Consider the following 12559-nt stretch of genomic DNA (forward strand, 5'->3'; position numbering starts at 1 on the left):
TCCCGTTTTTGTAACATGTGGAGATACTATGTTTCATAAATACCTTGTATATAGCCTTGCGGTATGCACGCTGGTGATGGGCCTTGCGAGCGGTGCTGTTGCAGGCCCGGCCTACCGTATTGCTCAACCCAGCCAACCTGAAGCCGACAACTGGCGTAGAGCAGATGGTTTTTCCATAAGCTTTGAAGTTGATGTTGAGCGTTGCAAAAAGCAGTACGGCACAGACTGGTCACGCCAATGCTCCGGCCCGCCTGCTGGCCCGGAAGGGCATTTGGTTGAAGGCGTGCAAATGACCCCAGCTGTTCAAGGCCAATGGCGATGGGAATACGGCTCAACAATGGTTTTTCAGCCCGAAAAGCCCCTGCGCCCGCAGACCACATACACCATTTCGCTTGATAAAGTGTCTTTACCTTCACGCTATGAAGTAAATCGGCAGGTTCGTTATACGACACAGCCGCAAGCAGTACGGATCGGCAAGGAAACCTTCTGGACAGACCCTTCACCCAAGGGAGCTAACGCCGTTTCCGTACCAGTATATTTTATATGGCCTGTCAATCCGCAAAGTATGGAAGAAAATATAACCCTGCGGCCAAGTGATCCAAAGAGTGGCCTGGCCCTTGGCGCGCTTCGTTTTGTATGGAACGAACGACGCGACGAGGTTGTCGTTTCAGCCACTGTAACAGCACTCCCCAAAGATAATGCTGCTGCCGTCATATCTGTCAAAGGCTTGCCCGGATTTATTGAAAAGAACAGTAAGCGTACAGTTAAAATTTCAAAGGCCAAAGGCTCGGAAAATTCCGAAACGCTGCTTTATATTACTGGCCGCGACCGCATTATGAATGTCAGTGATATTAGCGTGCGAGCCGCGTATGATAAGGGGCTGGACAAAGAATACCAGCTTGTGGTGAAGACCAGCTTACGCGTGCTGCCCTCAGAGGTGTTGCGCTTTCTGGATGTCATTCAGCTGCCAAGAAAAATTACGCCAGAAGCAGGGCAGGAAGCCAACTGGGAAAAAATGCCCGCCATCAGTGCCGCAGATATTGCGCATGGCGAAAAACTTCATCCCCAGCTTGTCCAGGCTGCGGACGAACCCACAGATCAAGTTCTTTTGCGGGTAAAAGCAGCAGCCGGAAGAGGGTTGCTCACCGCTGTGAAGCCAGGGCTCACATCGACTGGTGGCTTTTCATTATCGGAAGTTCGCCGCTTTATCCTTACAGTCCCCGGTATGGGAGCAGAGCTTTCCTTTTTGCAGCCCGGCAACATTCTTGCGCTCAGTGGAGACAAGAAACTTGATATTTATGCCTTGGGTCTGACTGATATTGATTGGCGCGCCGAGCGCGTGCGCGAACCCTTTATGGCCCTTTTGGCCAGGGGGGGCAGCTTTGAAGACCCCGATGCAGATTTTACTGTTCTGAGTGATGTCGTGCAGGGGCATATCAATGTGCCCAAGGGCGACCGTGAGAATACACCCGGCGAAGCCTTTTTTAGCGTTCTGGATATGGCCCCGTTGTTACAAGGGCAGGATGGGCTGCGTCACGGTCTCATGCGCATGGTGCTTACCGGGCGCAATGGCGACAAACATGTAGCGGAAGCCACCCGGTTGCTGTTGATTACCGATATGGGCCTCAGCATGAAAACAGCTTCGGACGGAACCCGAGCGGTATTTGTGCAGAACATTGCAACGGGCAAGCCTGTGCCCAATGCTGAAGTGCGTCTGCTTGGGGCCAACGGGTTGCCAGTATGCAGCGCAACCACCAATCCACAGGGGCGTGCCGATCTGCCATCTACCGTTGGACTTGAAAGAGAAAAACGCCCGGTGGCCCTTGTGGCCCTTGCTGCGGCTCAAGGCGGCGGCCAGGATATGGCATGGCTTTCTCTTGACGACTATGCCCGTAACGTAGACTACAGCAATTTTTCAGTGTCGGGGCGTCATGCTGCAAGTAATGGCCTGAGTGCTTCAGTTTTTAGCCAACGAGGTCTATATCTGCTTGGGGAAACACTGCATTTTGGCTGCATTGTACGCAGATTTGACTGGCAACCCTTGCCTGCTGATCTGCCGCTTGAAGCTGTGCTCGTAAGCCCTACAGGGGCGGAAGTCATGCGGCGTTCCTTTACTGTAGGCCCTGAAGGGCTCCAGAATTTCACCTGGACCAGCACTGAGGATGCCGCAGTTGGGCAATACCGTATGGACATCCGTCTTGCCTCGGACAAACCAACCTATGGCGGGCCGATTCTTGGCAGCACTTCGACGAGGGTTGAAGAATTTCAGCCCGATACTTTGGCCTTGGCTGCAAACTTTGACCCCGGCGCTCCAAAAGGCTGGATTCGTACTGGCGAGAATATGCCTCCTGCGGTGGCAGTGGCACGGCTGGACAATCTTTACGGTGAACCTGCAACCAGCCACCGCATCCATACGGCTTTCCACGCGCGTAAGGGAGCGCTCCGGTTTCCCGGATATGAAGACTACACCTTCTATGATGCTTTATCTTCCGGCGCGCAGGATCAATACATTGACCTGCCTGACGTTTTTACTGACAGCAAAGGCTTTGCCAAGCTGGCTTTGCCTTTGGGCAAACTGCAAGGCAGCACTTTTTACGGAACAGTGCTGATTGAAGGCTTTGAACCCACGGGCGGCAGGGCAGTCACCCGGCAGCTGTCAGCCCTGTTTTCACCGCTGGAAGTTGCCCTGGGCTACAAACCGGAAGGGCAGGCCAACAACCTGGACTATGTGCCCCAAAATGCCAAAGCGTCATTACGACTGCTGGCCGTTAACAATGACCTTGCACCTGCAGGTTTGCGCGGTGCGGAGATAGTGTTTTCTGCCCGGCGTTATGTGAATAGCCTTGTTACAGATTCGCGCGGTGAATACCGTTATGATGCCACCCCGGTCGATACGGAAATAACGCGCCAGACAGTTGATCTTGATCCAAAGGGGTTGGCCTGGCCCATGCCTACGGCCGAAGCCGGAGATTACCTGGTCACAGTTCGTCAGAACAACGGCAATATCCTGGCCCTTATTCCTTTTTCAGTTGCGGGCACGCGTCTGGCCGAACCTTCTGATCTTTCCACGCGTTCTCTGGCCAAGGGCAACCTGCGTCTGAAGCTTGAAAAGGATCAATACGCTTCTGGCGAAACCATAAAAATGAGTCTTTCCGCTCCGTACTCTGGAACAGGGCTTATAACCATTGAAAGAGAAAATGTTCTGACCCACGCATGGTTCACGGCCCAGGCCGGAGAAAGTGTGCAGGAAATACGCATTCCTGACGGGTTCGAAGGGCGCGGTTACGTTAACGTATCTTTTGTGCGCTCACTTGGGTCCGAAGCAATATACATGAATCCCCACACATTTGGGATTGCCCCCTTTACCGCAGGGATAAGCCAGAGAAATATGGGCTTGAAGCTCACGGCTCCTGCGCGCGTATTGCCCGGTGAAAAAATCACTGTTCGGTTAAGTTCGCGTGTGCCTGGGAAAGCCCTGCTTTTTGCTGTCGATGAAGGCGTTCTGCAACTTACCGGCTTTACCACGCCTGATCCACTGACCGAGCTTCTGAGCGACCGCGCTCTTGATGTTTCAACTCTACAGGTTTTTGACCTACTCATGCCCGACCATGCGCGCCTGCAGGGCCGTATTCCCGGGTTTGGCGGTGATATGGCAGGAGCTGGCGGGCGCTTTCTTAATCCATTCAAGCGGCGCGGCGAACCTCCTTTTGCCTTTTGGCAGGAAGTGACTGCTGTCAATGCCAATGGGACGGACATTACCCTTACCATCCCTGAATATGTGAGTGGACGCATCCGCATAATGGCTGTGGGCAGCAGCTCTGCGCAAGGTGCGACATCAACAGCAGGAAATGCTCAAGCCAGCACTGAGGTGCGTGGCACGCTTATTTTGAAACCTCTTCTGCCTTTGGCTGTGGCTCCTGGCGACGAATTTGACGGGGCTTTGGTTATCGCAAACACTGTCGAAGGCAGTGGCAAGGATGCCAAGGTCAATGTGAAAATGGAGTGCGGCCCAGAGCTGGCATTCCTGAGCGGGCAGACCCCACATCCACTTACGATCAATGAAAATGGCGAAGCTGTGGTACGTTTTCGCATGAAGGCACTGGACCGTCTGGGCTCAGCTGACGTGCGTTTTACCGCCAGCTTCGAGGGGCAGAACAAGCCGGGGAGCCAGCGCAACCAAAGCTTGTCGGTGCGTCCTCCTGCTCCTCGCGTACGCACCGAACAGGTGGTTCCCCTCACGGGCAATATGGAAGTGCCTGTATCCAGAGATATCTACCCATATGACGCGCAAGGACAGGCCAGTGTTTCTGCACTCCCACTGCTTGGTTTACGCTCTTTGCTAGACCAACTGGATACATATCCCTACGGCTGCACTGAACAACTCATCAGCCGCGCAATGCCTTACGCCGCACTGCTGGGTAATCCGGCATTGCGTGAAAAGGTTCTGCTCGATCCCAAGGCTTCGCCTGAAATGCTGGCAAAGCGGGGTAATGCTGTCATCAGTGCGGCTCTTGATACAATACGCAGTAATTTTTCCTACTATGAAGGTGTAGGCCTTTGGCCCTCAGCACCAGCTAACGATTTTGTAACAGCATATGCAGGAGATTTTCTGCTGACGCTGCGCGAAAGCGGCGTTGTTGTGCCTGAAGGACTGACGCGCAATATTCTCGATACGCTTGAAAACACCGTACGCCGTTCGCCCGTGGATATCGATGACGGGCGCATCAAGGTCTATGGCGCATGGGTTCTTTTGCGCGACGGACGCATAATGACCCAGGAAGTTGAACGGCTGGAACAGTGGTATAAGGAAAACACCAAGGGCTGGAACAACGAGCTTGTGGCAGTGTTGCTGGCAGATTGCTACAAGATATTGCGTATGGAGCGCCGCGCGCAACAACTCATGCCCACATCATTCAACGCTGCAACTACCGACTATATGCTGGATGCAGGCGCAGCCAGGGCGCTTCATGCCGCAGTTATACTGCGCCACTTTCCTGAACGCCGAAAAGAAATCAACACTGCAGCCTTACTTGATGCCGCATTCAATACCACGGCAACTACAGTTGATATGGGGCTCTTGTCCCGCACCCTGACCATGCTGGCTGAAAAAGGCGCACCTGCGCCCGAAGGCATTACCCTGACCTGCACACGCTACGGTCAAGGCTTCACAGCTGGTGTTGATAAGGCCGAACTGCTTGGCCCGGTTCTTGAATTAAATGCTCCCGGCTGCCAGAATTACAGTGTAAGCCTGCCCAAAAGTGATTCTGGCTGGAATCTTCATACCGTAACTGAAGGCTTTGAGCGTAAGCCTTTGGCTTCAGCTGCCAATGGTATTGAATTGCAACGGCGTTATTTGAATAACAGCGGAGAAGCCGTCACCAGCGCCAGGCTTGGTGAAGTGCTCACCGTGGAATTAAGTGTGCGTTCTGCTGAAGAATACAGCAACGTCGTTTTGGTAGACCTGCTGCCCGGCGGTTTTGAGCCGATGTTGGAGAAAAAGGCAAATGAACCGCAGCAGGGACTTATTCGTCATGAACGGCGTGAAGACCGGGGCATTTTCTTTGTGAATTCCGGTTCTGATCCTCGCACCTTTACCTATAAGGTACGCGCTGCCACCAGAGGACGCTTTGTATTACCTTCTGCTACAGCTGAAGCCATGTACGAGCCTGCGATCAATGCCCGTGTGGGCGGCGGCCAATTGATTATAGATTAGGTTTTTAGCAGAACTAATGAAAGGCAGGGCAATGTACTGGAGCTTGAAAACAGCCCAATCATTGCCCTGTTTTCCTGCTGGTGACGGCTGCTGAACAAACTATGCTCAAATAAAAACAAAAATAATTACCTTCTTTTATGGCAAAAAAAACAGCGATAGACCAAAAACAGGTTGAATACAACGCTCTTGGAACATGCAAGGCCGTGTTAAAGCGCGTCTCTTGTTCTGTATCCCGCCGTAGTAACTGGTGGCTGCTGCTACTGCCTGTTATGGTATTCGTTGTTTTTATGCTCTGGCCGCAATTAACGCCTTGCCGCCATCCTTTGGATGATATCAGCTTTTCGCGCGTCATACGTGACAGCAAGGGCGGCCTTATGCGCCTGAGCCTGTCTAAAGATCAAAAGTATCGTGTGTACACCCGGCTTGCTGATATTCCCCCTGCGGCAGTAGATGCCGTGCTGCGCTATGAGGATCGCTATTATTGGCAACATCCAGGGGTTAATGCTCTGGCGCTTGCACGCGCGGCCTTTGGTCTTCTCACAGGAAAACGCCTCATGGGCGGGTCTACCATAACGATGCAGGTGGCTCGACTCACATATGGATTGGAAACCGGAAAAATCGGAGCCAAGCTGCGCCAAATACTGTTGGCAGTTCAACTGGAATGGAATTTCAGTAAGGAAGAAATTCTTGAGGCTTATTTTAATCTAGCCCCGTATGGCGGCAACGTAGAAGGGCTTGGCGCGGCGTCCATCGTGTATTTTCATAAAGCTCCTGGGGAGTTAACGCCCGGCGAAAGCATGGCTCTCATGCTGGTGCCGCAAAACCCTGTTCAGCGACGCCCAGCGCAGGATAATGCGAACTTTACAGCTGCTCTGTTCAGGCTGGAATCTTCTTGGCACGGCCGCAAAGAACACGCACCGCTACGAGTATTTGGCGCAAGTGATCTGCCTTTTGCCGTCCCGCACCTGAGCACAGAACTTTTGCAGCAACAAGGCGACAACCAACTGCGCACAACTATTGACCCTGCTAGCCAGAAGAAAATTGAACGCCATTTGCGCCTGTTTACTGCCAGACAGCATTCGTATGGACTCACTAACGGCGCGGCGCTGTTGGTGCATTGGCCCAGTATGGAAGTACGCGCACTTGTCGGTTCTGCAGATTTTTTCAGCAATGACATTATGGGACAAATGGACGGCACACGCGCTCGGCGTTCACCTGGTTCGACGCTCAAACCTTTTATTTATGCTTTAGCTCTGGATCAAGGGCTGATCCACCCACTAACACTTCTTGCCGACACACCGCGCAGCTTTTCCGGCTATGATCCTGAAAACTACGATGGCAGTTTTCGCGGCCCTATTGGTGCGGCTGATGCCCTGAGGACAAGCCGCAACGTGCCAGCCATCGCCTTGGCTGCACGGTTAAAAAATCCTAATTTTTACGGGTTTTTGCGAAACGCCGGTGTAGAGTTTTTATCTGATGAAAACCACTACGGGCTTAGCCTTGTGCTCGGCGGGGCGGAAGTAACCATGCGGGAACTTGCGGGCCTTTATGCCATGCTGGCCAACAAGGGCGTGTGGCGGCCACTGCGAGTTTTGCATGCTACAGGCCGCGAGGATACGGCTTTGCCCTTGCTGTCGCCGGAAGCCGCTTTTGTCACACTTTCAATGCTGGAAGACGGCGACCCAGATCATCAGATACGCTCGCAAGGGGGCACAGTGCTCCCGCTCCGCCTCAAGACAGGCACATCCAATGGCTTTCGTGATGCCTGGGCCGCAGGCATTGTAGGCCCGTATGCGCTTGTGGTCTGGCTGGGAAATTTTGACAACAAGCCAAATCCACTTTTAGTGGGGGCAATTTCGGCAGTGCCCCTGTTTTCTCAAATAGCGCGCGAATTGGCCGCCTCTGAACCAATGCAAGACTATTTTGCCAAACCAAATCACGGCTTGAATCTGGAAAATATTGAAGTTTGTGCAGCAACGGGTGATCTGGATACCTCACTTTGCGCAGATACGGCAAAAACTTGGTTCATACCCGGAGTTTCGCCTCTTGCGCCATCAGGAGTGTTCCGGTCCATACTTGTAGATAAAGCAACCGGACTGCGGGCCTGTATGCCGCAGGAAGGCCGGACTGAAATACAGTCATGGGAATTTTGGCCTACGGAGCTCGCGCAAATGTTTGCTCGGGCAGGTATGCCCAAACCAGAGCCGCCGCCGTTTATGCCAGAATGCGAACGCAAGGATATTGTGGCAGGAAGTCCTCCACACATTGTTCAGCCCAAGGATGGCTTGGTCTACAGACTGAGTTTGAGCAATAAAGGAAACGAAAGTGTGGCATTTATTGCCCATGCGGAAGCTGGAGTGAAAAACCTGCACTGGTTCGTCAATGGGAGTTACCTTGGCAGCAGGGCTCCCGGTGAGATCATTTTGTGGAAGGCAGTGCCAGGTGATGCCGAAGTTCGTGTGGTGGATGATGCCGGGCGTGCGGCCCAGAAGCGCCTGCGCGTACGAGCCGCACAGTAGCTAGAACAGAATAGTACGTTGAGAACGTACATTTCAAATCTAAGACACGCTAATTCGGCGCGTAGACCCGCAAAAATTACGTGCTGTTCTTCTATAGCGAAGCAATCCTGCGCTGTAAGACGGTTTCGTCAACGATTCAGGCTGCCCCATAAGACTCTGCGTCAATGGCGCACGCCCATAAGGCGGACGGTTGCTCACGCAGCCACTGGAACATTTCATAATCAATGCTCTACCTATGCCCAAATTTGCTGCATCTTCTCAAATTAACAATGAAAAAATGCTGCCACGTTGCCTTATCAAACAGAAGGCTGCCTGGACGAGCGCACAAAATAGCCGATTACCCCAAAAATGCAGGCCGGCACAATCCAGCCAAGTCCGGCAGAATTGAAGGGCAGATGTGATGTGATGTTCAGGGAGATTCCCCATTCATCTAGCACGCTGAGGGCGCTGGCAAGCAGAGCGCCTGCCGTGGCAAACCTGAAAATATTGTCATTGGTGATGTGTTTGTCAAAAAGTGAAAGTATAATGACAACAAGGGTGCCGGGATACAAAAATGTAAGGATTGGTGCTGCAAAAGCGATAATATTATCAAGGCCAAAATTGGAGACGATCATGCTGAAAAGCCCCGTACCAATAGCAACAGCCTTGTAGCTAAGCCGTCCTTTACTAAACTGGGAAATGAACGTCCCAGTTGTTCCAATAAGCGCCACGGAAGTAGCCATGCATGAAACCGTCACGATAATGGCCAGCAACACTGTGCTTGCACTGCCGAAGAGCCTGCCCACCAAATTGGTGACCAAGGCGCCTTTTTCCATATCTACGGGGTAATAAGTAGAACCAGTGGCTCCCAGGTAGCACAAACCCAAATAGATAATAAACAGCAGGGCGCCTGCAACCAGGCTGGCAATACCCACTGAAAGTGCTTTCTGGCTATTTGTTTCATAGCCCTTGTTTTTCAGGGCAGTCACAATAATCAGGCCGTAAACCAGCGCAGCCATAACATCAAGGGTCTGATACCCGGAAAGGATGCTGTGCCACGCCACGTTATCATCGCGCACTATGTCACTGATCGGGCCGATAGGCATGTAAAGGGCAGCAGCCACTATCAGTAAAAAACCACCGACCTTGATAGGGGAGAGGTAGCGGGCAATGACATCTACCATATTGGATTCTTTTAACGCCAGTACGGTAGATATTCCAAAAAAAGCCAGTGAGTAGATAATTTTTACCGCACTGATTCCTTTGGAAGAATATCCCAAGGGTGAAAAAGAAATGGCAAAGGCTGTTGCCCCAGTGCGAGGAATAGCAAGCAACGGGCCAATGCAAAGAATGATGGCGCACATCATAAGCATCGCTGCGGTGTTTCCAAGGCGATGCATGATGCCTTCCTTCCTGTCAATACAGGAAGAAGCCAACATGGCATAAATGGCCAACAGGGCCAAACCTACATCAGCTATGTAGTAGCAGAGGAACCCCAAAAACCATTCTGGACCTGCCGTCAACCCGATATACGGGGGAAAAACCACATTTCCCGCGCCGAAAAGCATTGAAAACAAAGCTGCACCAACAATTATGGAATCGCGGACAAGAGAGGTCTTCATTGCTTATACTCACAGGCTGTTGTCTATGTGGTGCGCACGCTGGCAAGCGCAATCATGGGCGCAGGCCACGCGTGGTCAGGGGGCGGTCTTCGGGGCAACGCAATTAACGGGGAAATGCCGAATCAGAGATAGCAGAAGTCGTTTCAGCATGCCAGTGTTCATTTGATAAAACATGCGTCCGAAATATTTTCGACTAGTGCCGTAAAAAAGCGCCCGCAGCCTGCCATATAAGGCTCTGCGGGCGCTGTGCGCTTTTTCTGTACTTGGAGTGATGTGGTTAGGCGTTAGGCGCAGGCCAAAAGGTTGAAGCTTTGCGCCCTTCGTGGTCAAAAGCCCAGCCCACGAACCAGCCTACCAGAGAGCATGCCAACCCCACAAAAAAGGGCGGAACAAGCGCCGCCTGCATTCCGAAAACAGGGGTAGGCGAAATTGCCTTGTTGGCCAACAGGTACCACAGCAGGCACGAAGTAAAACCAAGACCACAGCTCAACCACGCGGCCAAAGAACTGCGTTTGCCAAAACGTACCAACGCCACATAGCTGATGAGCACGGTTGCCCCGACAATACTCCAGCTGGTGGTGCACAAAAGGGCGATGAGCTGCCCCTTGATCTGAGCACTACCGCCAGAAACCAGAACACAAAAAACAATACCCAAAAACCAGGAAAATCTGGTGGCGGGCTTGCCAGGCAGGTCTTCGGCAATGGCTGATACCGCAATGTGATAGAGGGCAGTGGCTGTTGACAGCGAGGCAGAAACAATGGCCAAAACGAAAACCTGAAGGCCAACATCAGGCAGAAGCATTTTCACCAAGTGGGGCACAACATCGTCAGCAGAAGCAATTTCCGGCAAAATCAGACGAGAAAGAGCCGCCACAAAATAGGTTCCGCCAACAAGCACAGTCAGCACAAGCATGGCCAACGGGGTGATGCGGTTGATTTGACGTGTAGAATTGAGCGCAAAGTGCCGCTGCATCATTTGGGGCTGCGACCAAACGGCCACAGATGTGACCATCACAAGGGAAATAATAAACCAGCCTTGCTCACCCATTGAGAGGGCAAGAAAACCTTCGTTGGCCCGTGGCGTGGGAGCAAGCTGCGCAAGCTGTGCAATACCTTCCAGTGGTCCGCCAACCTTGTCCAGCACGGCCCAGATGAGCAAAACAATGCCAATGAGCATAACAACGCCCTGCATTGCTTCGGTGTAAAGGACTCCGCGCAGACCGCCAATAAAGACCACCACCCCTACCACCACGGCAGCAATCCAGACTAATGCCCAAACAGGGATTGGCAATATCTGGGCAAGCATGAGGGCTGCGCCCTTAATAACCGCCGAAGCGTATACACCGAGAAAAATGGCGAAAATCAGCGCGAGAGCTTTGCCAAGCAGAGGGCTTTTATGCCCCTTGGCAAGAAGCTGTGTAGGCGTGCGGGCTTGGAGATTACGTTGGCATACCCTGGTAGGCCAGGCCAGATACCGGTAGACGAACCATGTTCCCAACCATACGTTGCCAGCAGCCACCAGCAACATCTGCATGCCATACAGATATGAAAGTCCGCCGAAGCCCACCAGGGCCACGGCGGAAATGTAGGTTGCCACATAGGCTAAAGCCTGAATGACAAAACCCACACGGCCCGTTGCCATGGCATCATGCCCTTGCCCTTTGCGTGCCAGCCAGATGAAAGCCGCTATGTATCCAAGCCAGATAAGAGCGTCGCCCATGTCTAACCCCTTTGAGCCTGGCGCACCAGGTTGATGAGCGCCATAAAAAAGGAGCCGACCAATAATGCCATTGCAATGAGCACTGCTGAATCCATCAACTGTAACGTTGAAATCAGGTCCATGAGCCCTCCGGCGGATAAAAGCGCACAATCAAAAAAAAGCCGCCGACCCCTTTGGTCGGCGGCTATGTTGCCTTATAAGCACAATGGCCATAAATCCGCGATCCTGGGGTCAGCGTATGACTCCGGTAAAATAATATCGAACATCGCGGATGGCTCTTAGTAGTTTCATAGCAAAAATTTACATTTTCTCCACTGCGCTGTCAATAAAGACTCGCAGCGTAAGATGGCAGTAAAAATTTCTAAGCCTTTATGGATCTGGCTACGAAATCCAGCACATCTTTGTACAGAGTGGGCATTGCGTAGGGGGTAAGTACGCGGGTACGATTAGCGCCTACCATCAATGAGATGATAACCTGGGCTGTAGACCTGCTGTCCACAGTCACAAGACTGCCATCCTCAATGCCGCGCGCAATGACCCTTTCCAGCTCTTGATGCACCTGCGAAAACATCGAATCCATAATGTCGCGATCGGTTTTTGTTTTCATGTCGCTGTAGGGTGAACAGCGCACAAGCACCAACCAGCTGGAATCCTTGTCAATAGAAAAATCAAGATAGGCTTTGCAAAAGCGCATGACTCCATCAAAGCCTGAATCAGCCTCAGCAGTGGCCTGACGCAGTCTTTGAAGAAAATGCTCCAGTACATCGAGCCCACAGGCCAAAAAAAGCTTTTCCTTGTTGCCGTAATGGTGGGTTAACAGGCCAAGAGCAACTCCAGCCCTGTCAGAAATCTTTTTAAACGTTGTTTCTACATAACCACATTCGCCAAACAAGTCCTTAGCCGCCTGGAGCAATGATTCTTTTTTGCTTTTGTTCATCATAGTTTCGCGGGCACAGGTTGGATGATCATTCAACAATTTACAAGATATTCTATGAGATTATATGTA

At 52.1% G+C, this 12559-nt stretch carries 5 protein-coding genes; 2 read left to right on the top strand and 3 right to left on the bottom strand.

Translation table 11 applies throughout. The features are described 5' to 3' along the window. Nucleotides 1–28 precede the first annotated feature (28 nt). Entirely contained in the window at nt 29–5713 is a 5685-nt protein-coding gene (locus HNQ38_RS09085; RefSeq protein WP_183719642.1) for an alpha-2-macroglobulin family protein, read from the top strand. A 203-nt stretch (nt 5714–5916) separates the two neighbouring features. Beyond that, the gene (gene pbpC / locus HNQ38_RS09090; RefSeq protein WP_343060150.1) at nt 5917–8232 is read left to right on the top strand and encodes a penicillin-binding protein 1C; all 2316 of its coding nucleotides are present in this window, start codon (nt 5917–5919) and stop codon (nt 8230–8232) included. 296 nt (nt 8233–8528) lie between these two features. On the opposite strand, the gene brnQ is transcribed toward pbpC, so the two are convergent. From brnQ to HNQ38_RS09105, 3 genes are all read right to left on the bottom strand, one after another. Next, complete coding sequence (brnQ, locus tag HNQ38_RS09095) at nt 8529–9833, bottom strand: branched-chain amino acid transport system II carrier protein (RefSeq protein WP_183719644.1); 1305 nt, start codon at nt 9831–9833, stop codon at nt 8529–8531. 277 nt (nt 9834–10110) lie between these two features. Then, a complete protein-coding gene (locus HNQ38_RS09100; protein ID WP_183719646.1) occupies nt 10111–11553 on the bottom strand; it encodes a sodium:solute symporter family protein in 1443 nt (480 codons plus the stop codon). A gap of 361 nt (nt 11554–11914) precedes the next feature. Beyond that, nucleotides 11915–12490 (bottom strand): TetR/AcrR family transcriptional regulator, encoded by a 576-nt coding sequence (locus HNQ38_RS09105; RefSeq protein ID WP_183719648.1) that lies wholly within the window; start codon nt 12488–12490, stop codon nt 11915–11917. Nucleotides 12491–12559: the final 69 nt, after the last annotated feature.

Source organism: Desulfovibrio intestinalis, assembly GCF_014202345.1.
In the GTDB taxonomy this organism is placed as follows: Bacteria; Desulfobacterota; Desulfovibrionia; order Desulfovibrionales; family Desulfovibrionaceae; genus Desulfovibrio; species Desulfovibrio intestinalis.

Excerpts from the sequence above, each read along its gene's own strand:
- HNQ38_RS09085 (WP_183719642.1), top strand. The coding sequence starts at position 29 with ATGTTTCATAAATACCTTGTATATAGCCTTGCGGTATGCACGCTGGTG.
- brnQ (WP_183719644.1), bottom strand. The coding sequence starts at position 9,833 with ATGAAGACCTCTCTTGTCCGCGATTCCATAATTGTTGGTGCAGCTTTG.
- HNQ38_RS09100 (WP_183719646.1), bottom strand. The coding sequence starts at position 11,553 with ATGGGCGACGCTCTTATCTGGCTTGGATACATAGCGGCTTTCATCTGG.
- HNQ38_RS09105 (WP_183719648.1), bottom strand. The coding sequence starts at position 12,490 with ATGAACAAAAGCAAAAAAGAATCATTGCTCCAGGCGGCTAAGGACTTG.